This is a genomic window from Streptomyces sp. MMG1533 (assembly GCF_001279775.1).
In the GTDB taxonomy this organism is placed as follows: Bacteria; Actinomycetota; Actinomycetes; order Streptomycetales; family Streptomycetaceae; genus Streptomyces.
Genome location: NZ_LGDG01000100.1, coordinates 121364 through 144879 on the forward strand (window position 1 = coordinate 121364; position 23516 = coordinate 144879).

General features: G+C 70.4%; 21 protein-coding genes. 15 read left to right on the forward strand and 6 right to left on the reverse strand.

Annotated elements, in window-relative coordinates; translation table 11 throughout:
- Nucleotides 1–79 precede the first annotated feature (79 nt).
- Entirely contained in the window at nucleotides 80–1108 is a 1029-nt protein-coding gene (locus tag ADK57_RS12485; RefSeq protein WP_199830554.1) for an ABC transporter permease, read from the reverse strand.
- 527 nt (nucleotides 1109–1635) lie between these two features.
- Between ADK57_RS12485 and ADK57_RS12490 the strand changes: the two genes are divergently transcribed.
- From ADK57_RS12490 to ADK57_RS12510, 5 genes are read left to right on the forward strand one after another with little or no spacing between them, the layout of a single operon-like run.
- On the forward strand, nucleotides 1636–3273 hold the full coding sequence (locus tag ADK57_RS12490; protein ID WP_053749480.1) for a peptide ABC transporter substrate-binding protein: 1638 nt from the start codon (nucleotides 1636–1638) through the stop codon (nucleotides 3271–3273).
- Between the two features lie 6 nt (nucleotides 3274–3279).
- Nucleotides 3280–4203 carry an ABC transporter permease gene (locus ADK57_RS12495; RefSeq protein WP_053749481.1) on the forward strand — a complete coding sequence of 308 codons (924 nt, stop codon included), beginning with the start codon at nucleotides 3280–3282 and terminating at the stop codon, nucleotides 4201–4203.
- Nucleotides 4196–5209, forward strand: a complete 1014-nt coding sequence (locus tag ADK57_RS12500; protein WP_053749482.1) for an ABC transporter permease — start codon at nucleotides 4196–4198, stop codon at nucleotides 5207–5209. The genes ADK57_RS12495 and ADK57_RS12500 overlap by 8 nt, the downstream gene beginning before the upstream one ends.
- A 9-nt stretch (nucleotides 5210–5218) precedes the next feature.
- On the forward strand, nucleotides 5219–6193 hold the full coding sequence (locus ADK57_RS12505; RefSeq protein ID WP_053749483.1) for an ABC transporter ATP-binding protein: 975 nt from the start codon (nucleotides 5219–5221) through the stop codon (nucleotides 6191–6193).
- On the forward strand, nucleotides 6186–7235 hold the full coding sequence (locus ADK57_RS12510; RefSeq protein WP_053749484.1) for an ABC transporter ATP-binding protein: 1050 nt from the start codon (nucleotides 6186–6188) through the stop codon (nucleotides 7233–7235). Before ADK57_RS12505 ends, ADK57_RS12510 begins: the two co-directional genes overlap by 8 nt.
- A gap of 248 nt (nucleotides 7236–7483) precedes the next feature.
- Here the strand turns inward: ADK57_RS12510 and ADK57_RS12515 are convergent, their stop codons facing one another.
- Complete coding sequence (locus ADK57_RS12515; protein ID WP_053749485.1) at nucleotides 7484–8890, reverse strand: FG-GAP and VCBS repeat-containing protein; 1407 nt, start codon at nucleotides 8888–8890, stop codon at nucleotides 7484–7486.
- 164 nt (nucleotides 8891–9054) lie between these two features.
- The gene (locus tag ADK57_RS12520) at nucleotides 9055–11175 is read right to left on the reverse strand and encodes a S9 family peptidase (RefSeq protein ID WP_053749486.1); all 2121 of its coding nucleotides are present in this window, start codon (nucleotides 11173–11175) and stop codon (nucleotides 9055–9057) included.
- A gap of 188 nt (nucleotides 11176–11363) precedes the next feature.
- On the opposite strand from ADK57_RS12520, the gene ADK57_RS12525 reads away from it, so the two are divergent.
- From ADK57_RS12525 to ADK57_RS12560, 8 genes are all read left to right on the forward strand, one after another.
- The gene (locus ADK57_RS12525) at nucleotides 11364–11558 is read left to right on the forward strand and encodes a hypothetical protein (RefSeq protein WP_053749487.1); all 195 of its coding nucleotides are present in this window, start codon (nucleotides 11364–11366) and stop codon (nucleotides 11556–11558) included.
- Between the two features lie 23 nt (nucleotides 11559–11581).
- Complete coding sequence (mshB, locus tag ADK57_RS12530; RefSeq protein WP_053749488.1) at nucleotides 11582–12445, forward strand: N-acetyl-1-D-myo-inositol-2-amino-2-deoxy-alpha-D-glucopyranoside deacetylase; 864 nt, start codon at nucleotides 11582–11584, stop codon at nucleotides 12443–12445.
- Nucleotides 12442–12855, forward strand: a complete 414-nt coding sequence (locus ADK57_RS12535; RefSeq protein WP_053749489.1) for a DUF6113 family protein — start codon at nucleotides 12442–12444, stop codon at nucleotides 12853–12855. Before mshB ends, ADK57_RS12535 begins: the two co-directional genes overlap by 4 nt.
- Before the next feature lie 158 nt (nucleotides 12856–13013).
- Complete coding sequence (locus tag ADK57_RS12540; RefSeq protein ID WP_053749490.1) at nucleotides 13014–15575, forward strand: peptidoglycan binding domain-containing protein; 2562 nt, start codon at nucleotides 13014–13016, stop codon at nucleotides 15573–15575.
- Between the two features lie 149 nt (nucleotides 15576–15724).
- Nucleotides 15725–16648, forward strand: a complete 924-nt coding sequence (locus tag ADK57_RS12545; RefSeq protein WP_053749491.1) for an ABC transporter ATP-binding protein — start codon at nucleotides 15725–15727, stop codon at nucleotides 16646–16648.
- Nucleotides 16645–17391, forward strand: a complete 747-nt coding sequence (locus ADK57_RS12550) for an ABC transporter permease (RefSeq protein WP_053749492.1) — start codon at nucleotides 16645–16647, stop codon at nucleotides 17389–17391. The genes ADK57_RS12545 and ADK57_RS12550 overlap by 4 nt, the downstream gene beginning before the upstream one ends.
- Entirely contained in the window at nucleotides 17388–18554 is a 1167-nt protein-coding gene (locus tag ADK57_RS12555; protein ID WP_053749493.1) for a sensor histidine kinase, read from the forward strand. Before ADK57_RS12550 ends, ADK57_RS12555 begins: the two co-directional genes overlap by 4 nt.
- A complete protein-coding gene (locus ADK57_RS12560; RefSeq protein ID WP_053749494.1) occupies nucleotides 18551–19165 on the forward strand; it encodes a response regulator transcription factor in 615 nt (204 codons plus the stop codon). The genes ADK57_RS12555 and ADK57_RS12560 overlap by 4 nt, the downstream gene beginning before the upstream one ends.
- A 27-nt stretch (nucleotides 19166–19192) precedes the next feature.
- Here ADK57_RS12560 and ADK57_RS12565 read toward each other — a convergent pair whose 3' ends face one another.
- The gene (locus ADK57_RS12565) at nucleotides 19193–20044 is read right to left on the reverse strand and encodes a transglutaminase-like domain-containing protein (protein ID WP_053749495.1); all 852 of its coding nucleotides are present in this window, start codon (nucleotides 20042–20044) and stop codon (nucleotides 19193–19195) included.
- Between the two features lie 29 nt (nucleotides 20045–20073).
- Entirely contained in the window at nucleotides 20074–21087 is a 1014-nt protein-coding gene (locus ADK57_RS12570) for a GNAT family N-acetyltransferase (protein WP_053749496.1), read from the reverse strand.
- A 141-nt stretch (nucleotides 21088–21228) separates the two neighbouring features.
- On the opposite strand from ADK57_RS12570, the gene fdxA reads away from it, so the two are divergent.
- Nucleotides 21229–21549 (forward strand): ferredoxin, encoded by a 321-nt coding sequence (fdxA, locus tag ADK57_RS12575; protein WP_030929316.1) that lies wholly within the window; start codon nucleotides 21229–21231, stop codon nucleotides 21547–21549.
- Nucleotides 21550–21661: 112 nt separating this feature from the next.
- Nucleotides 21662–22759 (forward strand): bifunctional succinyldiaminopimelate transaminase/glutamate-prephenate aminotransferase, encoded by a 1098-nt coding sequence (locus ADK57_RS12580; protein WP_053749497.1) that lies wholly within the window; start codon nucleotides 21662–21664, stop codon nucleotides 22757–22759.
- Between the two features lie 99 nt (nucleotides 22760–22858).
- On the opposite strand, the gene ADK57_RS12585 is transcribed toward ADK57_RS12580, so the two are convergent.
- Nucleotides 22859–23314, reverse strand: a complete 456-nt coding sequence (locus tag ADK57_RS12585) for a hypothetical protein (RefSeq protein WP_053749498.1) — start codon at nucleotides 23312–23314, stop codon at nucleotides 22859–22861.
- Nucleotides 23315–23516: the final 202 nt, after the last annotated feature.

A 23516-nucleotide genomic window follows, 5' to 3' on the forward strand; every position in this document is an offset into this window, starting at 1 on the left:
CCTGCCTAGACGTGATGGATGAGAGAGACGGGCTACGAGCTGTCGGTTTCCGGACGACGATGACCGGGCCGGGTGTGACTCAGCGCTTGGACTTCGGGTCGAGTGCGTCGCGTACCGAGTCGCCGAGCAGGTTGAAGGCGAGGACGAAGATGATCATCGAGACGCCCGGGAAGATCATGAAGGTGATGTCTTCCGTGTAGAACTGCGCGCCGCGCTGGATCATGACGCCCCAGTCCGGGGTCGGGTCGATGATGCCGACGCCGAGGAAGGCGAGGCCCGCCTCCGCGGTCACGAATGCCGGGAGAGCGAGGGTGGACTGGATCAGAATCGGAGTCCACAGGTTGGGCAGCAGTTCCTTGAAGATGATGCGGGCCGGCGAGGCCCCGGTCACCTTCGCCGCCTCCACGAACTCCCGCTCACGCAGGGCCAGTACCTGGCCGCGCAGGAGGCGGGCGATGGACGCCCAGCCGAAGGCCGTGAGGACGAGGATCAGGCAGGTGGCCCGCAGAGAGGTCGGGATGTCGTCGTCGGGCGCGACGAAGACGCCGTACACGACGGGCATGAAGGCGATGAAGAACAGCGTGGACGGGAACGACAGCAGGATGTCGATGACCCGGCCGATGAGGTAGTCGGTCTTGCCGCCGAGGTATCCGGCGGTGATGCCGATGACCACGCCGATGATGGTGACCAGGATCGTGGTGGCCGTCGCGATCAGCAGCGAGGTGCGGATGCCGTAGAGCAGGAAGGTGAAGACGTCGCGGCCCAGTGCCGGCTCGATGCCGAACCAGAAGTTTCCGTCGATGCCGCCGTTCGGCTTGAGCGGGAAGCCCGCCTCGTTGAGGAGGCCGGTCTGCTCCTGGCCGTACAGCGTGTACGGGTCCTTGCCGTAGAGGGCGGAGATCAGGGGCGCGCAGATCGCGATCACGAAGAAGAAGATCACGATGCAGGCGGAGATCACGCCCGTCCGGTCCCGCTTGAACCGGGTCCAGGCGAGGCGGCCCGGGGAGCGGCTCTCGGCGCCCTTGAGGGTGGAGGGTGCCGCAGGCTTCTCGACGGTCTCGTCGGTCACCTCGAGCGGGGCAGCCGCAGATGGAGTTGGGGGGGTCATGGTGCTCCTGGCCCACGGGAAAGTCTGATGACTCCGCAGGGCACTCCCCTACGGGCTACGCCGGACTTTTTCAACGCAATTCGTTCAAGGTCAATAAAATCTCGGTCGACTTGGGTTTCTCTTTACGTTCTTTACCTGTCCTTGGTCGTCCCGTAGCTACGCGTGTAGCGCGCTGTGATCGACCTGTGTCTTACATCCGACCAACTGGACTAATCGGTCAATGAGTTCGTTATACGGACGCCTCTGTGTCGGAATGCGTACACCGAGGGGTCCCTTTCCAACGGTTCGGCAACGCTTGATGAAGATCCATTGCGCCCCGCGATGAAGATCCACTGCCTCGGAACCGGATCGTCCGGTTCGTCTCCTCATTCGGACGCGTACATCCGGATGGCGCGTTCCTCCAAAGGCCGAGCCCGTGTGCGGTATCCGTTGATTGCCCTGATATTTGCCGATAACGGATCGGCGCCCGTGCGTCGGTGCACAAGGCAGTCACAGGGCAGTCACGGTGCATTCATAGGAGGCACTCCATGCGTGGAGCCACGTACGCCAAATGGGTCGCTTGTGCGGCGGCGGCAGCCCTCGCGGCGACGGCCTGCGGGGGCGGGGGGAGCGACAGCGGCGGCGACAGCGACAGCGGCGCGGTGCTCAGTTCCTCCTGGGGAGACCCGCAGAACCCGCTGGAGCCGGCCAACACCAACGAGGTGCAGGGCGGCAAGGTCCTCGACATGATCTTCCGGAGCCTGAAGAAGTACAACCCGGAGACCGGCAAGGCCGAGGACATGCTGGCCGAGAAGATCGACACCACGGACTCGCAGAACTTCACCATCACCATCAAGGACGGCTGGACCTTCAGCAACGGCGAGAAGGTCACCGCCAAGTCCTTCGTCGATGCCTGGAACTACGGCGCGAGCCTGAAGAACAACCAGAAGAACGCGTACTTCTTCGGCTACATCGAGGGCTATGACAAGACGCACCCGGAGGACGGCAGCAAGCAGAGCGCCGACACGCTCTCCGGCCTGAAGGTCGTCGACGACAAGACCTTCACCGTCAAGCTCAGCCAGAAGTTCTCGACCTTCCCCGACACCCTCGGCTATCCCGCCTTCGCCCCGCTCCCGCAGGCCTTCTTCGACGACCACGACGCCTGGGTGAAGAAGCCGGTCGGCAACGGGCCGTACTCCGTCGACTCGTACACCAAGGGCTCGCAGATGTCCCTGCGGGCCTGGGACGGCTACCCCGGCACGGACAAGGCGCAGAACGGCGGCGTGGACCTCAAGGTCTACACCGACAACAACACCGCCTACACCGATCTGATGGCCGGCAACCTCGACCTGGTCGACGACGTGCCGGCCGCCCAGCTCAAGAACGTCAAGAGCGACCTCGGCGGCCGGTACATCAACACCCCGGCCGGCATCATCCAGACCCTCGCCTTCCCGTTCTACGACGCCAAGTGGGACAAGCCGGGGATGGAGAAGGTCCGCACCGGACTGTCGCGGGCGATCAACCGCGAGCAGATCACCGACACGATCTTCCAGAAGACCCGCACCCCGGCCACCGACTGGACCTCCCCGGTGCTCGGCGAGGAGGGCGGCTTCAAGGAAGGGCTGTGCGGGGACGCCTGCGAGTACGACGCCGACGCGGCCAAGAAGCTGATCGAGGAGGGCGGCGGAATCCCCGGCGGTCAGGTCAAGATCACGTACAACGCGGACACCGGCTCCCACAAGGAGTGGGTCGACGCGGTCTGCAACTCCATCAACAACGCCCTCGACAACGACAAGGCGTGCGTCGGCAACCCGATCGGCACCTTCGCCGACTTCCGCACCCAGATCACCGACAAGAAGATGCCCGGCCCGTTCCGCGCCGGCTGGCAGATGGACTACCCGCTGATCCAGAACTTCCTGCAGCCGCTCTACTACACCAACGCCTCCTCCAACGACGGCAAGTGGACCAACAAGGACTTCGACAAGCTCGTCGACGAGGCCAACGCCGAGACCGACACGGCGGCGGCGGTGCAGAAGTTCCAGCAGGCCGAGGAGGTTCTCCGGGACAACATGGGCGCCATCCCGCTCTGGTACCAGAACGGCAGTGCCGGCTACTCGGACCGGCTGTCCGACGTGAAGCTCAACCCCTTCAGCGTCCCCGTCTACAACGAGATCAAGGTCGGCTGAGCGTCCATGGGACGGTACGTCGTCCGTCGGCTGCTCCAGATGATCCCGGTCTTCATCGGGGCCACTCTGCTGATCTTCCTGATGGTGAATGTGATGGGCGACCCCATCGCGGGCCTGTGCGGGGAGAGGCAGTGCGACCCGGCGACGGCCGCCCAACTGGAGAAGGAGTTCGGACTCGACAAGCCGGTCTGGCAGCAATACCTGACCTATATGGGGAACGTCTTCACCGGCGACTTCGGCACCGCCTTCAACGGCCAGGAGGTCACCGAGCTGATGTCGACGGCGTTCCCGGTCACCATCCGGCTGACGATCGTCGCCATCCTCTTCGAGATCGTCATCGGCATCACGCTGGGCGTGATCACGGGCCTGCGCCGCGGCCACCCCGTCGACACCTCGGTCCTGATGTTCACCCTCGTCGTGATCTCCGTCCCCACCTTCGTCACCGGTCTGCTGCTCCAGCTCCTGCTCGGCGTCGAGTGGGGCTGGATCAAACCGTCGGTGTCGACGGAGGCCACCTTCGGCGAGCTGATCGTGCCGGGCCTGGTCCTCGCCTCGGTCTCCCTCGCCTACGTGACCCGGCTGACCCGCACCTCCATCGCGGAGAACAAGCGGTCCGACTACGTCCGTACGGCGGTGGCGAAGGGGCTGCCCCGTCGCAGGGTGATCACCCGGCACCTGCTGCGCAACTCGCTGATCCCCGTCGTCACCTTCATCGGCACCGACATCGGCGCCCTGATGGGAGGCGCGATCGTCACCGAGCGCATCTTCAACATCCACGGCGTCGGCTACCAGCTCTACCAGGGCATCCTCCGCCAGAACACCCAGACCGTCGTCGGCTTCGTGACGGTCCTCGTCCTGGTGTTCCTGGTCGCCAACCTGATCGTCGACCTCCTGTACGCCGTACTCGACCCCAGGATCCGCTATGCCTGATCCCCTGCCGCAGGAGCCGTACATGTCGGGCGGGGGCCGGGCTCCCGAGGACGGCGCGATCGCCGCGACCGGAATGGGCGGTGCGATGGACCTGGCCACGAGCGAGGGCGAGGCCCTCGAGAAGCGCCACGGCGGCACCGACGGTTCGGGCCCCTCCGAGAAGCCCCGTTCCCTCTGGTCGGACGCCTGGCGCGACCTGCGCCGGAACCCGGTCTTCATCATCTCCGGCCTGGTGATCCTCTTCCTCGTCGTCATCTCGATCTGGCCGTCGCTGATCGCCTCCGGCAGCCCGCTCAAGTGCGACCTCGCCAAGGCCCAGGAGGGCTCCCAGCCCGGTGCGCCGTTCGGCTACGACGGCCAGGGCTGCAACGTCTACACCCGTACCGTCTACGGCGCCCGTACGTCCGTCACGGTCGGCGTCTGCGCCACGCTCGGGGTGTCCCTGCTCGGCTCGGTGCTCGGCGGGCTCGCCGGGTTCTTCGGCGGCTCCTGGGACTCGATCCTGTCCCGGCTCACCGACGTCTTCTTCGCGATCCCGGTCGTCCTCGGCGGCCTGGTGCTGCTGTCGGTGGTCACCAGCAACACCGTGTGGCCGGTGATCGGGTTCATGGTGCTGCTGGGCTGGCCGCAGATCTCCCGTATCGCCCGCGGCTCGGTCATCACCGCCAAGCAGAACGACTACGTGCAGGCCGCCCGGGCGCTCGGCGCCTCCAACTCCCGGCTGCTGCTGCGGCACATCACGCCCAACGCGGTCGCGCCGGTGATCGTCGTGGCGACCATCGCGCTCGGCACCTACATCGCGCTGGAGGCGACCCTGTCGTACCTCGGCGTCGGGCTGAAGCCGCCGACGGTCAGCTGGGGGATCGACATCTCCTCGGCGTCCGCCTACATCCGGCAGGCCCCGCACATGCTGCTGTGGCCGGCCGGAGCACTCGCGCTCACCGTGCTCGCGTTCATCATGCTCGGCGACGCGGTGCGCGACGCCCTCGACCCGAAGCTGAGGTGAGCCGCCGTCATGCTGCTCGAAGTGCGCGACCTGCACGTGGAGTTCCGGACCCGGGACGGGGTCGCCAAAGCCGTCAACGGCGTCGACTACGGCGTGGACGCGGGCGAGACCCTCGCCGTGCTGGGGGAGTCCGGCTCCGGCAAGTCGGTCACCGCGCAGGCGATCATGGGCATCCTCGACATCCCGCCGGGGCGGATCACCGGCGGCGAGATCCTCTTCCAGGGCCAGGACCTGCTGCAACTGAAGGAGGAGGAGCGGCGGAAGATCCGCGGCGCCGAGATGGCGATGATCTTCCAGGACGCGCTGTCGTCGTTGAACCCCGTGCTCTCCGTCGGCGACCAACTCGGCGAGATGTTCGTGGTCCACCGGGGCATGTCGAGGAAGGACGCACGGGCCAGGGCCGTCGAGCTGATGGACCGCGTCCGCATCCCCGGTGCCAAGGAGCGGGTGAAGCAGTACCCGCACCAGTTCTCCGGCGGTATGCGCCAGCGCATCATGATCGCGATGGCGCTGGCCCTGGAACCGGCGCTGATCATCGCCGACGAACCGACGACGGCCCTGGACGTGACGGTCCAGGCACAGGTCATGGAGCTGCTCGCGGAGTTGCAGCGCGAGTACAACATGGGGCTCATCCTCATCACCCACGACCTGGGCGTGGTCGCGGACGTCGCCGACCACATCGCCGTCATGTACGCGGGCCGGATCGTCGAGTCGGCGCCGGTGCACGACATCTACAAGGCGCCCGCCCACCCCTACACCCGGGGGTTGCTGGACTCCATCCCGCGCCTGGACCAGAAGGGCCAGGAGCTCTACGCGATCAAGGGCCTGCCCCCCAACCTCATGCACATCCCGCCGGGTTGCGCCTTCAACCCGCGCTGCCCCATGGCCCAGGACGTGTGCCGCACCGATGTCCCGCCGCTGTACGAGGTCTCCGAAGACCGTGGGAGCGCCTGCCACTTCTGGAGGGAGTGCCTGAATGGCTGAGCCGATCCTGGAGGTCAGCGGGCTGGTCAAGCACTACCCGCTCACCACGGGCATTCTCTTCAAGAAGCAGGTCGGCGCCGTGAAGGCCGTCGACGGCGTCGACTTCACCCTGAGCCGCGGCGAAACCCTGGGCATCGTCGGCGAGTCCGGCTGCGGCAAGTCGACGGTCGCCAAGATGCTGGTCAACCTGGAGAAGCCGACGGCCGGTTCGATCAAGTACAAGGGCGAGGACATCGGCAAACTGTCCGGCCGCGCCCTGAAGGCCGTACGGCGCAACATCCAGATGGTCTTCCAGGACCCGTACACCTCGCTCAACCCCCGGATGACGGTGGGCGACATCATCGGGGAGCCCTACGACATCCACCCCGAGGTGGCCCCGAAGGGAGACCGGCGCCGCAAGGTCCAGGAACTCCTCGACGTCGTCGGCCTCAACCCCGAGTACATCAACCGCTATCCGCACCAGTTCTCCGGTGGTCAGCGTCAACGCATCGGCATCGCAAGGGGGTTGGCCCTCCGCCCCGAGATCATCGTCGCCGACGAGCCGGTGTCGGCCCTGGACGTGTCGGTGCAGGCGCAGGTCATCAACCTGATGGCGGGCCTCCAGGACGAGTTCGACCTCTCGTACGTCTTCATCGCGCACGACCTGTCGATCGTCCGGCACATCTCGGACCGGGTCGGGGTCATGTACCTGGGGCGCATCGTCGAGATCGGCAAGGACGCCGAGATCTACGACCATCCCACGCACCCCTACACCCAGGCTCTGCTGTCCGCGGTCCCCGTCCCCGACCCCGAGGCACGCGAACACCGGGAGCGGATCATCCTGGCGGGCGACGTGCCGTCCCCGACGAACATCCCCTCCGGTTGCCGCTTCCGCACCCGTTGCTGGAAGGCGCGGGAGCGCTGCGAACTGGAGGTGCCGGCGCTCGCGGTGCCCGCCGAGTTCCGGTCGGTGAGCGGTCCCGCGGCACATGACTCGGCCTGCCACTTCGCGGAGGAGAAACAGGTGGTGCCGCCGGAGCATCTTGCCGAAGGGCAGGAATAACCGCACAAATGCTCACCAACTGCGTTAACAATCAGGCAACTCAGCCGACCCGATCCCGATATACGGACGCGTCAGTCTGAACAGCGTACGGCCGTGCGGGTGCCGTAAACGGGCCGGAGCGCGCCATGTCGCTCCGGCCCGTTGCCTGTCCGAAGCACCGCACCCCGGTCGTCCGTCACTCGGCATCCGGCCCCATTGCCTGTCGGTCCAGGCTGCTCCTTCGGCCGGTCGGGGTCGTGCGCCGGGCGTCAGCGATGGAACGCGGAGCCGAAGCGGGCGCCGGGCACGGGCGCGGCGAGCGCGCGCGGTCCGAAGCTCAGTGAACCGGTCGCGGTGACACCGGAGGCGGCGGTGGGGAAGACCCACACCGCCCCGGTGCCGCTGTTCTCCTCCGGTGCCGAGACGGCCACGTGCCCACCGACGACGGCGGTGCGGCTGCCGAACCGGTCACCGTTCTCGGTCGTTCCGGGCACCCCGGCCGTGTTCTGGCTGAAGGCCTGGGCCCCGGTGCCGGTGAGACCCGCCGCGCTCCCCCTGAGGACGGTGAAGCTGCCCGCGTCGGTCCGGCCGGCGAGGTCCTCGCCGGGGACACCGGTGACGACGTCGGCGTAACCGTCGCCGGTGACGTCGCCGACGGAGACATCGGTGCCGAAGCGGTCGCCGCTCTCCCCCGTCCCGGGGACGCCGGGGGTGTTCTGGCCGATCAGTGCGGCCCTGGGCGCGAGCCCGTTCGCCGTGCCCCGCACCACGCCCACGAGACCGCCGCCCGCCGCCGTGCTGCGACCGAAGACGACGTCCTGCCGGCCGTCGTCGTCGATGTCGCCGAGGGCGATGCTGTCCGCCGACACGGTGTCGGGGGAGGCGATGAACGGCCCTGCCGCCAGGCCGTCCTCGGTCCCCTTCAGGAGTTGCAGCTGGGGCGGCGGGATCGACCCTCCGTCGTCCGAGTCCCACGAACCGCTGCTGACCACCAGATCGGTGGTGCCGTCACCGTCCACGTCGCCCGCCCGCATCGCGTAGACACGGACGTCCAGGTCGACGAGGGGTCCGGTGCGGGCCGCTCCACCGGTACGGCTGAAGGGCCCGTACCGCATCTGGTACGCCGTCGCCAGGTCCAGGTGCCCGTCCCCGTCGAAGTCACCGGCCTGGGTCTCCGCCCGGCCCTGGCCGATGCCGGTGGCGGTGGCGAGCCCGCCCACGCCTCCCCACAGGACGGTGTTCAGGCCGACGTCACGGGCGGTGCCGATGTCCTCGCCCGGGGCTCCGACCACCAGGTCGGTGAAACCGTCACCGTCCAGGTCGGCCGCCGTGAGGTGGCTGCCGAAGTGGTCACCCGCCTCCGCCGTGCCGGGTATCCCGTAGCGGTCCTGGCTGATCACCTGGCGCTTGACGCCGTTGGGACCCTCGGCCATGCCGTAGACGACGGCGAAGTACCCGGCGCCGGACTTGCCGTTGACCGTGCCGCCCGGGGCGGCGATCGCCACGTCGGTGTATCCGTCGCCGTCGAAGTCGGCTCGCGTGGACGTCGCGGCGCCGACGGCGAGGGCGCCCGCGGAGGCGTCTTCGGCGTAGGACACCGAGGGGGCCGCCGCCGTCACGGCGATGACGGCGGCGGCGACGGCGGCGGCGGACAGCTGGAATCTCCGGGAGGACATGGCATACCCCTTGGGCTGGCGAGCAGTTGGCCGCGCTCTTCGCACGCTCGGCAGCCAACAAGACCCGCACCGGGCGACAAGGGTTGTACGCCGTCCCTTCACCCGGGGTTCACCCGGCCGGTCGGCCGCGCGGACCCGCGACCGCAGGAGCCGCGTGCGGAGTGTCAGGCGAGCCCCAATGAACGCTTGAGGAAGTCCAGTTGGAGCCGCAGCAGGTTCTCGGCGACCGTCTCCTGCGGAGTCATGTGCGTGACCCCGGACAGCGGCAGTACCTCGTGCGGGCGGCCGGCCGCCAGGAGGGCCGAGGACAGGCGCAGTGAGTGGGCGACCACCACGTTGTCGTCCGCGAGGCCATGGATGATCATCATCGGGCGGTGCGGTTCGGCGGCGTCGACCAGGCCCGCGTCGTCGAGCAGGGAGTTGCGGCGGTAGACCTCCGGCTGCTCGGCCGGGTGGCCCAGGTAGCGCTCCTGGTAGTGGGTGTCGTACAGCCGCAGGTCCGTGACCGGGGCACCGACCACCGCCGCGTGGAAGACGTCCGGGCGGCGCAGCGCCGCGAGCGCGGCGAGGTAGCCGCCGAAGGACCAACCCCGGATCGCGACCCGGTTCAGGTCGAGCGGGAAGTCGGCGGCGAGGGCCTGGAGCGCGTCGACCTGGTCCTGCAGGACCACCTCCGCGAGGTCGTCCCTGACCGCCTTCTCCCAGGCGGGGGAGCGGCCCGGCGTACCCCGGCCGTCCGCGACGAGCACCGCGAACCCCTGGTCGGCGAACCACTGCGAGGTCAGGTACGGATTGTGCGCGGCGACCACCCGCTGGCCGTGCGGACCGCCGTACGGATCCAGGAGCACGGGCAGGGGATTGTCGCCGTGGTAGTCCGTAGGCATAAGCAGGGCGCACGGGATTCTCCGTGCGCCCCCCTGGGTGAGGGTCACGCGCGGGGACATACCGGGATCTTCGGCATACGAGGGGACAGTCGCCGTCGGCTTGCCGTCGCGCAGCACCTGGACCCGGGCGCCCGGCCGGTTCAGTGCGGCGGACACCAGCACGGTCACGCCCCCGGCGCGCACCGCCGAGTGCACGCCGGGCTCCTGGGAAACGCGCTCCAGGCCGAGCTCGTTCACCCGGTAGACGTGCACCTCGCCGATCTCCGGGGCCTCGGCGTCCTCGCCGGCCGACGCCGAGACCAGCACGTCGTCGTCGGCGACGTCCAGCACCGCCCGCACATGCAACTGGGCGCCGGTCAGTGGCCGTTCGCCGACCGCGAGGACCCGCGCGCCGCCCTCGTCGGCGATCCGCACCAGCTGTCCGGAGGGGCTCCAGGACGGCACTCCGGGGAAAAGATCCAGCCAAATTGGATCTTCGTCCGCGTGCACCATCCGGGTCGCGCCGGTCTCCGGATCCACGGCCAGGTACAGCTGACTGCGCTGGTCGCGCGCCTGTACGAGCAACAGGGGCGCACCCGCCGCTGACCAGTGCACATGCGCCAGATACGGGTAGCGCGCCCAGTCCCAGACGACCTCCGTGCGCACCCCGTCCAGGCCGATCACGAACAGCCGTACGTCCGCGTTGTCGGTGCCCGCCGCCGGATACGCCACGTGGTGTGGCTCACGCTCCGGGTGGGCCGGATCGGAGATCCACCACCGCCGCACCGGCGTGTCGTCCACGCGCGCCACCAGTAGCCGGTCCGACTCCGGGGACCACCAGAAGCCCCGCGAACGGCCCATCTCCTCGGCCGCGATGAACTCCGCCAGACCATAGGTGACCTGCTCCGACTCGCGTTCCGCCAGCGCCCGGTCGCCCTCGCCCTCGGCGCCCACCACCCTGACGGCACCCTGCGCGACGTACGCGATGTGCCGACCGTCGGGCGAAGGACGGGGGTCGATCACCGGCCCGGGGACGGGGAGTTCACGTGCCGTGCCGGCCCGTAGCTCCGCCGTGAAAAGCCGCCCTGACAAGGCGAAAGAGGCCAACTCGACGGCGGAGTCGGTGGCGTAGCCGACGACGCCGGCGCCGCCCTCGCGGCTGCGTTCGCGCCGTGCCCGTTCCTCGGGCGAGAGGTGCTCCTCGGCGCCGCCCAGGAGGGCGCGCGGGTCCGCCGCGACGCGCTCCCCGGCGTCCGGGAGGTCGAGGACCCACAGGGAGTTGGCCCGGTCCGTGCCGGAACTCGAACGCAGGAAAACGACACGGGAACCGTCGGGCGCCACGGTGAACGCGCGTGGCGCGCCGAGCGTGAACCGCTGGGTACGGGCGTGCCGACGGGGGAAGGAGTCAGGCTCGGTCGTCATGCCCCGACCATATTGGCCGTGCGCCCCCTTGTGAGGCAGTGCGCCGAGCGATGCGCACGTACGGATAGTTATGATCACTAGCGCATAGTGGGTATCAACCTGCTGGCTACTGTATGGATTTATCTGCCCCCATAGTTCCGTACCCGTCCGATCCCCCACGTCCCTGGGTTCTTTGGAGGTGAACCGCCGTGGCACTCTCGATTTCGGCGGTGGTGCTGCTGGCGATCGTCGTCTTCCTTCTGATCAAGAAGTCAGGACTGAAGGGCGGGCACGCGGTGGTGTGCGTCCTGCTCGGCTTCTACCTGGCTTCGTCGACGGTGGCCCCGACGATCAGTGAGCTGACGACGAACATCGCGGGCATGATCGGCAGCATCAAGTTCTGACCAGTCCCTTTAGGGTGGGGTCCATGACGGAACTGCCCGCCCGGCGTCTGCTGCTGGTGCACGCGCACCCGGACGACGAGTCGATCAACAACGGCGCGACCATGGCCAGGTATGCGGCCGAGGGTACCCGGGTGACCCTGGTCACCTGCACCCTCGGTGAGCGCGGCGAGGTCATTCCGCCCGGGCTCGCGCATCTGAACGGCGCCACCCTCGGCGAGTACCGGCTGCGCGAGCTCACGGCCGCGATGCGTGAGCTCGGCGTCGAGGACTTCCGGCAGCTCGGTGGCGCGGGGCGTTACCGGGACTCCGGGATGATGGGCCTTGCCGACAACGACGACCCCGGCTGCTTCTGGCAGGCCGACGTCGACGAAGCCGCGGCCCACCTGGTCGAGGTGATCCGCGAGGTGCGCCCGCAGGTCCTCGTCACCTACGACGAGAACGGCGGCTACGGCCACCCCGACCACATCCAGGCGCACCGGGTCGCCATGCGCGCGGTCGAGCTGGCCGCCGATGCCGGCATCGGGATCGCCAAGGTCTACTGGAACCGGGTGCCTCGCCGCGTCGCCGAGGACGCCTTCACGCGGCTGGAGCTGGATCTGCCCGGCCTCCCCTTCACCAAGTCGGCCGTGATCGACGACGTGCCCGGTGTGGTGGACGACGAGCGGATCACCACCGAGATCGACGGCACCGCGTACGCCGCCGCCAAGGCCGCCGCGATGCGCGCGCACGCCACCCAGATCACGGTCGGCGAGCCGTACTTCGTGCTCTCCAACGAGCTCGCACAGCCCCTGTTGACCACCGAGTTCTACGAGTTGGTGCGCGGGGAGCGTGCGGCCTCCGGTGCGCGGGAGACCGATCTGTTCGCCGGAACCGAGGAGGCGTCGTGAGCGACCGGACGGCTTCCACGCTGGCCCAGCCGCTGCAGCGGCCCTCGTTCGGGCGGGCCGCCGCTCTCCTCGGGCTCCTCGTGCTCGGCGCGCTGGTCGGCGTGGCCGGGACCCTGGTGCAGTCCGGCTGGTTCCCGGGCGGGCTGCTGCTCGGGCTCGCCGGTGAGGCGGGGCTCTGCCTCGGCGGGGCCCGGGTCACCGGCAGCCGGGCCGGGGCGGTCGCGCCCGCGGGCGGCTGGATGCTCTCGGTCATCCTGCTCACCGCCAGCCGCCCGGAAGGCGACTTCATGTTCGCCGCGGGAAGCGGCTCGTATCTCTTCCTGCTCGGTGGCATGGCCGTGGCTGTGATCTGCGCCACCCTTGGCCGGGGGCGGCAACCAGTCGGCGATGGCGTCCGACTTGGCAAGTGACGTACCACTTCGCCGTACGTAGTCCGTGGGAGTCCCGTGATGGTTTCCCCGGCGGTCGTGGGATACACGCCAGAAGTGGCCAGTATGGTGGTGCGCGCCGCCGAGTCGCCCGAGAGAGGTCGTAACGCGGGCGGCGGAGCCAACCGGGAGAACCTGCCTTGAGTCGTGAAACTGACAGTCCGTCCTCCGGGCCCAACGGGCGCGGCGGAGCCGCATACCCTTCGGGCACGCCGCCGTACGGGACGCCCATGGCTTCCGACGATGGTCCGGACGCGGGCCGTTCGGCCGCGCAGCCGGAAGAACGCAAGACCGAGACCACGCTGACGACCCGGATCCGGATCAACATCCCCGGATCGCGGCCCATTCCGCCGGTCGTCATGCGCCAGACCGTCACCGGGGCCGAGGTCGCCGACGACGGCCCGGACGCCGAGGCGCCGACGCCGGGCGCGACCGCGCCCCCCGCCGAGTCTCCCGCCGAGCCCGCCCCCTCCGCCGAGGAGAAGACGAGCGACTGGTTCGCGCCCCGCAAGTCCGGGCCGGCCAAGGGCAGTCCGGGCGGCGGCTCCACCAACGGGGCCGGTCTGCCGGGCGGTTCGGGCGCCAGCGCCGGGGCCGGTGGTGCCGATACGGGTGCGGCTGCGCCCGGCGGTACGCGTCCCGGTGGTGCCCGGCCCGGTGGCGTGGTCGGTTCCATGAGCGCGCCGGGCGGCTCCCGCCCGGGCGGCACGAACGGCTCCGGGCTCCCCGGTGGTGCCACCGGCGGCCCCGTCGCCCCCGGCCACGGCGGCGGCACCGGTTCCTTCGACGTGACCGAGGCGCTGTCCGCGGGCGGCCCGCAGACGGGCGGCTCCCGCCCCGGCCCGGGCCGCGACGACCTGCCGTACTTCTCGGAGAACGACGGCGGTCAGAACGGCAAGAGCGGTCAGAGCGCGCTGAGCGGTTACGACAGCGACCTGAGCGGCTACGGCGGCCAGAGCGGTCCGAACGGCCAGAGCCCCTACGGCGGCCCGGGCGGCCCCAGCGGCTTCAACGGCCCGAACGGTCCCGGCGGCTCCGGTGGTCCCGGCGGTTCGCAGGGCCCCGCGGGCCCGACCGGCGGTCCGGTCACCGGCGACGGCCCGATGGCTCCGCCCGCCGGCGGGGTGTCCGACACCCTCGGCGCCTCCTACGACTTCAACGGACCGGACGGCATCGGTGGTCCCGGTGGTCCCGGTAGCCCGCAGGGTCCCGGTGGCCCGCGGGGTCCCGGTGGTCCTGCCGGTCCCGGTGGTCCCTCCGGGGTCCGCGGCCCGGGCGGGCCCGGCGGCCCCGGTTCGCCCCAGGCCTTCGGCGGTCCTACCGGCCCCGGCGGGTCTCCCGCGCTCGGCGGTCCTACCGGTCCGGGCGGTTCTCCCGCCCATGGCGGCCCCACGGGCCCTGGTGGATCCCCCGCTCTCGGCGGCCCCACCGGCCCTGGTGGATCGCCTCCCTTCGGTGGCCCCACCGGCCCCGGCGGCACCCCCGCTCTCGGCGGCCTCGGCCCCGGTGGCGGTATGAGTGACGACACCGCGATCCTCACCCCGCAGAAGCCGGCCCCCGAACCCGGCGGCCACGGCTTCGGCGGTGCCTCCGACAACGTCTCCGGGCACACCGTCACCAGCGGCATCCCCGTCGTGCCGTCGGACCGCAACGGGGCCTTCCCGCCGGGCGCCCACACCGACGCTCCGGTGCCGCCCACGACCCCGAAGCCCGAGTCCGGCAAGGCGGCCGGGGCCGCCGCGTCCAAGAAGGCCAAGAAGAAGGGGCGCAGCAAGCTGGCGCTCCTCGGCACGGGCGTGATCGTCATCGCCGCCGGTGCCTACGGCGCCGGACTCCTGATGAACAGCTCCGACGTGCCCAAGGGCACCACCGTGCTCGGCGTCGACATCGGCGGCGGCACCCGGGACGACGCCGTCGAGAAGCTCAACAAGGCCTTCGACGGCCGGGTGAGCAAGGACCTCAAGCTCACGGTCGACGGCAAGACCGTCACGCTCAAGCCGGAACAGGCCGGGCTCCAGTTCGACATGGCGGCCACCGTCAGCGCGGCCGCGAACAGCGACTACAACCCGGTCTCCGTGATCGGCTCGCTGTTCGGCAACCACCGGGTCGTCGACCCGGTCATGCCGGTCGACGAGGAGAAGCTGCAAGCCGAACTCCAGGACACCGCCGGCGGCACCGGCTCGGCGACCGACGGCACGATCGAGTTCAAGTCCGGCAAGGCCGTCGCCGTGTACGGCAAGGCGGGCAAGGGCATCGACGTCGCCAAGTCGACCGCCGCGGTCGAGGAGGCGTACCGCGCCCAGGTGGAGACCGGCACGGCGCCCTCGGTGACGCTCCCGACGACCACCAAGCAGCCGACGGTCTCGAACGCCGAGGTCGACCGGATGATGAAGGAGTTCGCGAAGCCGGCGATGTCCGAGCTCGCCACCGTTCAGACCGACGCGACGCACAGCATCAACTTCGGCTCCCTGTCACTGCCGAAGATCCTCGGTTTCAAGGCCGTGGGCGGCAAGCTCGTGGAGACGTACGACCTCGATGCACTCAAGGCGGCGTACGGCACCACTTTCGAGGGCGTGAAGATCGACGGCGCGAGCGGCAAGCGGGACGTCCTGCCGCAGGACGTCGCCTCGGCGCTGGGCAAGGCCCTGCGCGGCAAGACGACGGCGGAGCGCACCGTGGTCATCGACACCACCCCGAACTAGCGGAGCGCTGCCACGACGAGGGGGCACCCGGCACCACGCCGGGTGCCCCCTCGTCGTGGCGGCAGATGACCGCCGTATGACATCTGTCATCCGGCACTCAGGATCACCGACACTGCCGGGCGCCGCCCCGCGCGGCCACCCTGGATCGCATGACGACGACAACGACGACCGCCACCCCGGTGGTCGCATTCGACCAGGTGGGCAAGGGCTACGGGAGCGTACGGGCCGTGGACGGCCTGACCCTGGCCCTGCGCCCGGGGGAGACCGTGGCCCTGCTCGGGCCGAACGGGGCGGGCAAGTCGACCACCCTCGACCTGCTGCTCGGCCTCAGGCAGCCGGACGCCGGGACGGTCCGGGTCTTCGGCACCAGCCCCCGCGAGGCCATCGTCGGCGGGCGGGTGGGCGCCATGCTGCAGAGCGGCGGGCTGATGGACGAGGTGACGGTCGCTGAGCTGGTGCGGCTCGCCTGCGCCCTGCACCCGAAGCCGTACCAGCCCTGCGACGTCCTGTCCCGCGCGGGCATCGCGCAGATCGCCGACCGCAAGGTCGACAAGCTCTCCGGCGGCCAGGCCCAACGCGTCCGCTTCGCCCTCGCCACGGCGGGCGACAGCGATCTGATCGTCCTGGACGAGCCGACCACCGGCATGGACGTCACCACCCGCCAGGCGTTCTGGGCCACCATGCGCGAACAGGCCGACCAGGGGCGGACCGTCCTGTTCGCCACCCACTACCTCGAAGAGGCCGACGCCATCGCCGACCGGGTCCTCGTCCTGCACCGGGGCCGGCTGCTGGCCGACGGCACGGCAGCCGAGATCAAGGCGAAGGCGGGCGCCCGCCGGATCTCCTTCGACCTGGAGGCCGGGATCGACGAGCCGCGCCTGCGCACGCTCCCCTTCCTGACCTCGATCGACGTGTCCGGCCAGACCGTCCGCATCCAGTCCTCCGACGCCGACGCGACCGTCCACGCCCTCTACGGCCTCGGCCTCTTCCCCCGCAACCTCGAAGTCGCCGGGCTCGGCCTGGAGCAGGCCTTCGTCGCCATCACCGCCGCCGAGGAGGCGAAGTCCAAGTGAGCAGCCTGATCAAGCTGGAACTCACCCGCGCCCTGCGCAACCGCAAGTTCCTGTTCTTCTCGGTGATCTACCCGTCGGTCCTGTTCCTGATCATCGCGGGCAACGCCGACAGCGCCACCGAGGTCACCGGCACCGGCACCGGCCTGACGGTACCGACGTACATGATGGTCTCGATGGCCTCCTTCGGCGCCCTCACCGCCGTCCTGATGGGCAACAGCGAGCGCATCGCCAAGGAGCGGGAGAGCGGCTGGGTACGGCAGTTGCGGCTGACCACGCTCCCGGGCCGCGGGTACGTCCTCGCGAAGACCGCGAGCGCCGCCGTGGTGAGCCTGCCGTCGATCGTCGTCGTCTTCGTCGTGGCGGCGGCCGTGAAGGACGTACGCCTGGACGCCTGGCAGTGGCTCGCCCTCACCGGCGCGATCTGGGCCGGCAGCCTCGTCTTCGCCGCGCTCGGCGTCGCCATCGGCTACCTCGCGAGCGGGGACGCGGTCCGCCCGATCACGATGATCACCTACTTCGGCCTGTCGATGCTCGGCGGCCTGTGGATGCCGACGACGACCTTCCCGACGTGGCTGCAGAACATCGCCGAGTGGCTGCCCACGCACGCGTACGCTGCGCTGGGGCAGGCGATCGAACAGAGCCGGGCCCCGCGCGCCCAGGACATCGCCCTCCTCGCCTTCTTCTTCGTCCTGTTCACGGGCGGCGCGGCCTGGCTGTACCGGAAGGACACGCTGAAAGCGTGAGCGGCAACGGCATCGGCATAGGTCAGCGCCCGCAGAACCGCAGGCAGCGGGCGCTCAAGCTGCTCTGGACCGGCATCTGGCTCGCCTATCTGAGCGCGCCCGTGGGCGACCTGCTGCACGGCGGGCACAGCGACGGCGTCCGGGTCCTCGGCTGGCTCGGTCTGGTGGCCTTCGTCGCCTGGTACTTCGCGCTGGTCTTCCGCGCCGGACGCGGCAATGCCACGACCGTGGTGCTCGGTTCGCTGGCCGTGCTCGCGGCGCAGTCGACCGTCCTCGCCCTCAGCCTCGGACGGGAGTGGCTCGTCCTGTTCGTCTACGTATGCGTGGGGGCCGGCGCGGCCCTTCCGATGCGGCTCGCCCGGCTGGTCATCCCGGCCGTGGCCGCCCTGCTGTCGGCGACCGCCCTGGCCGTACCGGACGGGACGGAGTATCTGGCCTCGCTGCTCCTCCCGGCGCTCCTCGGCGGGTTCTCCATGACCGGTGTACGCGAACTCATCCGCACCACCGTCGAGTTGCGCGAGGCCCGCGCCACCGTCGCCCAGCTCGCCGCCAACGAGGAGCGCCTGCGCCTCGCCCGCGACCTGCACGACCTGCTGGGCCACTCGCTCTCCCTGATCACGCTCAAGAGCGAGCTGGCGGGCCGTATGCTGCCCGGCCACCCCGACAAGGCGGCCCAGGAGGTCGCCGACATCGAACAGGTCAGCCGCCAGGCCCTGGTCGACGTCCGCGAGGCGGTCACCGGCTACCGCCGCCCGCGCCTGCCCGCCGAACTCGCGGGCGTCCAGGTCGCGTTGACGGCGGCCGGCGTCACCGCGGACCTGCCCGCCGAACCCGACCTCGCCGGCATCCCCGAGGAGAGCGAGTCGGCCCTGGCCTGGGCGCTGCGCGAGGCGGTGACGAACGTCGTACGGCACAGCGGCGCCCGCCGCTGCACGGTGGACCTCGTCCGCCGCCAGACCCTCGACGGCCCCGTCCTCGAACTCTCCGTCGAGGACAACGGCTCCGGCGGCCCGGGCGACGGCCCCGGCAACGGGCTGACCGGCCTCACCGAACGCCTGGCGAAGGCGGGCGGCTCCCTGGAGGCGGGCGGTACCCGGCACGGATTCCGGCTGGTCGCCCGCGTACCCGCCGCCGACACCGCGGACGTAGGATCCGGCACATGACCCGCACGATCAAGGTCCTGCTCGCCGAGGACCAGTCGATGGTCCGCGAGGCCCTGGCCGCCCTCCTCGGCCTCGAGGACGACATCGAGGTGGTCGCCCAGGTCGCCCGCGGCGACGAGGTCCTGGCGGCCGCCCGCGAGCACGACGTCGACGTGGCGCTCCTCGACATCGAGATGCCGGGCGCGACGGGCATCGAGGCGGCGGCTCTGGTGCACGCGGAACTGCCTGCGGTGAGGCTGGTCGTCCTCACCACCTTCGGCCGCCCCGGCTACCTCCGCAGCGCCATGGAGGCCGGCGCCGACGCCTTCCTGGTCAAGGACGCCCCCGCTTCCCAACTCGCCGCAGCGGTACGCAAGGTACTGGCGGGGGAGCGGGTCATCGACCCGACGCTGGCGGCAGCGGCGCTGGCGGAGGGCGCCAATCCGCTGACGGACCGCGAGCGCGAGGTTCTCCGCGCGGCGGAAGACGGCTCCACGAACGCGGAGTTGGCGGCAGAGCTCCACCTGTCCCAGGGCACGGTCCGCAACTATCTCTCGACGGCCATCCAGAAACTGGCGGTGCGGAACAGGGCGGAGGCGGTGCGGATCGCCAGGGACAAGGGCTGGCTGTAGGACGCCCCTTGGGGCGACGTCCCAAGGTCAGTTCAGCATCGCCCGCGCCGCATGCGCCTGTTGCCGGACCCGAGCCGCGGCCGGCTCGTCCACGGCCCCCACCAGCTCCGCATACGCCTCCAACTCCGCGGCCCCATCGGCGAAGTCGCCCCGTTGCACGAGCAACTGCGCCCGCTCGTACCGCAACCGCGCAGGATGCGAAGGCAACAGCAACGACAACTCCACCGCCCACAGAGACACGTCCGACCGCTCCGGCCGGGCCGAGGCCCACGCGCGAATGTTGTTCAGGATCCGCAGCACGACCTCCAAAGGCTCCGCGGGACCAAGCATCGACGGCTGCAGCGAGGCCCCCGTCGCCCCCGCCACCAGCAACTCCGCGTCGTCGCCGGTCAACACCCGCCCACCGTCGAAAGGATCGGCGAGAACCTGTTCGTCCGGCGAACCGAAGCCGACGACGAAATGCCCGGGCAGCGCAACCCCGTACACCGGCGCCCCGGCCCGCCGTGCCACCTCCATCCACACCACGGACAGCAGGATCGGCAGCCCGCGCCGCCGCCGCAGCACGTCATGCAGCAGCGACGACTCGAGCCGCTGATAGTCCGCGGGGGAGCCACGGAACCCGTACCGCTCGCCGAGCAGCTCGCACAGCGCGACCGCCCAGGACCGCGGCCCGCCGGGCCGGAACGGCAGCTGTCCGGCCATCCCGTCCAGCTCGATCTGCGCGCCGTCCAATCCCGCCTCGTCCAGCGCCCCGTCCGCCTCCGCTCCCACCAGCAGGCACAGCGTGGACAGGTCGGGTCGCTCGGAGCGGGCCTCCTCGGCGAACCGGCGGCGCAGTTCGGCGGAGCGTTCCGGGGGTGGTGGGTAGGGGGGACGCATAGCTGGCTCGTGCCCTTTCGCGGCGATCGCTACCGTTCGTTCCCGGTACTTCCGGGTGCGCGGTAGTGGTGGTACGCGTGGTGCGCGGCGAAGCCCATCCGGGCGTACATCGCCCGCGCAGCCGCGTTGTCCGTCTCGACCTGGAGCCACGCCGCCGAGGCGCCCTCGTCCAGGGCACGCCGCGCGAGCGCGGCCATCACGGTGGAGGCCAGCCCCCGCCGCCGCAGCGCGGGATCCACCTCGACGGCGGCGAAGCCGGCCCACCGCCCGTCGACGACACACCGGCCGATGGCGGCAGGCGCACCCCCGGCCTCCGCCGCCACGGTCGCGAACCACACCGAGGGCCCGCTCCCCAGCACCTTCAGGGCCACCTCACTCACCCCCTTGCGCTGATACCGGGCAAGCCAAGCCTCGTCCGCCTCCCGGGCCAGCACCACTTTGGAGCCCTCGGCCCGGTCGGCGAGCGGCGCCAGCGCGCCGATCCACAGCTCGGCGGTCACCTCCCGCGTCCACTCCCGCCGCTCCAGCTCCGCGCACAGCAGCTCCTGCGTCCCCTCGGCGCCCGTCGCGGTCTGGACGTAGGCCGGCAGCCCACGGTCGCCGTACCAGCGTCGTACGACGGTCAGGGCCTCGTCGAGCGGCATCCCGGGGTCGCCGAGCGGCAGCACCGAGTTGGCGCGCCGCGTGAAGCCGGCGGCGGCCCGCAGCTCCCATCCGCCGAGCCGCTCGCTCTCCACCGGCCGCCAGGCCCGGGAGGCGACGGGGGCCAGCTCCTCGTACGAGGCGGCGGGACCCCGTCGGCGGGCCGGGGAGGGGGGTACGACCTTGCCCGCGACCAGCGAGGATTCCGGAATCCGGACACTCTCCCCGTCCCGTCGTGTGATCAGCAGCACACCGCTGTCCCATGATGTGAGAACACCCACCGTGTCGGTGAACTTCTCGTTCATCACCCCAGGTTCGGCCAAGCGGCGCACAGATACCCGTTTGCCCACGTCAGCAGCGGTGATATGGACCACGAGACGTCCAGTCGCAGAGATTTCCACAGGTCGGTCCACCCCTCCTGTTCGGATCATGCCCAAGAACGGAGATACTAGAGGCGGGCATCGACGACGCCGCGCTCCCGCGCGCCAGGTGGCGGAGCCTGAAGACGGCTCGCCAGCGCCCTATCGAGGAGGAACGACAGCGTGACCTACGTCATCGCGCAGCCTTGTGTCGACGTCAAGGACAAGGCGTGCATCGAGGAGTGCCCGGTCGACTGCATCTACGAGGGCCAGCGGTCCTTGTACATCCACCCGGACGAATGCGTCGACTGTGGTGCTTGTGAGCCGGTCTGCCCGGTCGAGGCGATCTTCTACGAAGACGACACTCCCGAGGAGTGGAAGGACTACTACAAGGCGAACGTCGAGTTCTTCGACGAGCTCGGCTCGCCCGGTGGCGCCAGCAAGCTGGGCCTGATCGAACGCGACCACCCCTTCATCGCCGCGCTGCCGCCGCAGGCCGAGTAGTCCGCAAAGCGGCCCGCATCCGTGCCGCCTCGGTCCCGTACGGCCTGATCGCCCTTGATCGCCGTACGGGACCGAGGCGTTTGCCGTACTGAAGAAAGTGAGTCCGAGTACCGTGTCCGCAGTCTCCGACCGTCTCCCCACCTTCCCCTGGGACAAGCTGGCGCCGTACAAGGCGACGGCCGCCGCGCACCCGGACGGCATCGTCGACCTGTCCGTCGGCACCCCGGTCGACCCGGTCCCCGAGCTGATCCAGAAAGCGCTGATCGCCGCGGCGGACTCCCCGGGCTACCCGACCGTCTGGGGCACGCCCGAGCTGCGCGACGCGATCACCGGCTGGTTGGAGCGCCGCCTGGGCGCCCGCGAGGTCACCCACCGCCACGTCCTGCCGATCGTCGGCTCCAAGGAACTCGTCGCCTGGCTCCCGACCCAGCTGGGCCTCGGCCCCGGCGACCGGGTCGCGTACCCGCGCCTCGCCTACCCGACGTACGAGGTCGGCGCCCGCCTGGCCCGCGCCGAGTACGAGGTCTACGACGACCCGACCGAGCTGGACCCGGCCGGCCTGAAGCTGCTCTGGCTGAACTCTCCGTCCAACCCCACGGGCAGGGTGCTGGACAAGGAGGAGCTCACGCGGATCGTGGCGTGGGCCCGGTCGCACGGGATCCTGCTCTTCTCCGACGAGTGCTACCTGGAGCTGGGCTGGGAGGCCGACCCGGTCTCCGTCCTCCACCCCGAGGTGAACGGCGGCTCTTACGACGGCATCGTGGCCGTCCACTCCCTCTCCAAGCGCTCCAACCTGGCCGGCTACCGCGCCGCGTTCCTGGCGGGCGACCCGGCCGTCCTGGGCCCGCTCCTGGAGATCCGCAAGCACGGCGGCATGATGACGCCCGCACCCACGCAGGCGGCGGTGGTGGCAGCCCTCGGCGACGACACCCACGTCCGCGAACAGCGCGAGCGCTATGCCGTCCGCCGTTCGCTGTTGCGCGAAGCGCTGCTGAAGCACGGGTTCCGCATCGAGCACAGCGAGGCCAGCCTCTACCTCTGGGTCACCCGCGACGAGCCCTGCTGGGACACGGTGGCCCACCTGTCCGGACTGGGCATCCTCGTCGCCCCCGGCGACTTCTACGGCGAGGCGGGCGAGAACTTCGTACGAGTGGCGCTCACGGCGACGGACGAGCGGGTACGGGCGGCGGTGCAGCGGCTGGCGCCGTAGTCGCCCGGCTGTGGGCACTGCCGGCACAAGCGCACACGGCGACGGGGCCCAGGCGACAACCCTGGACCCCGTCGCCGTACGGCAATGGCGCAGCCGACGTCAGCCGACCGGCAGGCTCTTCACCGGCAGGGTGTCCGCCGCCGACAGCCCATCCTTGGTGAGGGAGTCCGTCGGCAGACCGCCCTTCGTCGCCGTGGACGTGGTGTCACCGAGGACGTCCTTGGCGGAGCCCGCCACTTCGCCCGCGGTCTTGTCCACCGAAGGCGTCGCCTTCTTCACGGCCTTGCCCTTGCCCTTGTTCTTGCCCGCGGCCGGTACGGCCTTCTGGACGGCCTTGCCGCCGGCTTCTGCCGCGGTGCCGGTCAGGTTCTGAGCCGCACCGTCGACCGTGTCGCCGACGCTCGCCCCGTCCAGGGCGGTCAGCCCACCGAGGTTCGGGGTGGCCGGCAGCTCGGGGGCTGCGCTGGCGGAGCCGGCCGCACCGACCCCGGCAGCCGCGCCCGCAGCGACGAGCAGCGCGGCACGGGCGATCCGTCGGGTCAGGGGGAGGGACATGTTGCTCCTTTGACGGGAGGGAACGATGAAGTGTCCGGCCATGCCCGGCAGTTGACCGACTGGCTGTCGATCCGGCTGTTGATCTCCGGGCTCGGACGCAGTGACTACCGCTCGAAGCCCGGGAAGGTTGCGGCGGGCCAACGTAAAGAGTTGGCAATGCGTCGCATTATCGGCTGTGGATAAAAGCGGGCAAAAGGTACCC

Excerpts from the sequence above, each read along its gene's own strand:
- ADK57_RS12485 (WP_199830554.1), bottom strand. The coding sequence starts at position 1,108 with ATGACCCCCCCAACTCCATCTGCGGCTGCCCCGCTCGAGGTGACCGAC.
- ADK57_RS12490 (WP_053749480.1), top strand. The coding sequence starts at position 1,636 with ATGCGTGGAGCCACGTACGCCAAATGGGTCGCTTGTGCGGCGGCGGCA.
- ADK57_RS12495 (WP_053749481.1), top strand. The coding sequence starts at position 3,280 with ATGGGACGGTACGTCGTCCGTCGGCTGCTCCAGATGATCCCGGTCTTC.
- ADK57_RS12500 (WP_053749482.1), top strand. The coding sequence starts at position 4,196 with ATGCCTGATCCCCTGCCGCAGGAGCCGTACATGTCGGGCGGGGGCCGG.
- ADK57_RS12505 (WP_053749483.1), top strand. The coding sequence starts at position 5,219 with ATGCTGCTCGAAGTGCGCGACCTGCACGTGGAGTTCCGGACCCGGGAC.
- ADK57_RS12510 (WP_053749484.1), top strand. The coding sequence starts at position 6,186 with ATGGCTGAGCCGATCCTGGAGGTCAGCGGGCTGGTCAAGCACTACCCG.
- ADK57_RS12515 (WP_053749485.1), bottom strand. The coding sequence starts at position 8,890 with ATGTCCTCCCGGAGATTCCAGCTGTCCGCCGCCGCCGTCGCCGCCGCC.
- ADK57_RS12520 (WP_053749486.1), bottom strand. The coding sequence starts at position 11,175 with ATGACGACCGAGCCTGACTCCTTCCCCCGTCGGCACGCCCGTACCCAG.
- mshB (WP_053749488.1), top strand. The coding sequence starts at position 11,582 with ATGACGGAACTGCCCGCCCGGCGTCTGCTGCTGGTGCACGCGCACCCG.
- ADK57_RS12545 (WP_053749491.1), top strand. The coding sequence starts at position 15,725 with ATGACGACGACAACGACGACCGCCACCCCGGTGGTCGCATTCGACCAG.
- ADK57_RS12560 (WP_053749494.1), top strand. The coding sequence starts at position 18,551 with ATGACCCGCACGATCAAGGTCCTGCTCGCCGAGGACCAGTCGATGGTC.
- ADK57_RS12565 (WP_053749495.1), bottom strand. The coding sequence starts at position 20,044 with ATGCGTCCCCCCTACCCACCACCCCCGGAACGCTCCGCCGAACTGCGC.
- ADK57_RS12585 (WP_053749498.1), bottom strand. The coding sequence starts at position 23,314 with ATGTCCCTCCCCCTGACCCGACGGATCGCCCGTGCCGCGCTGCTCGTC.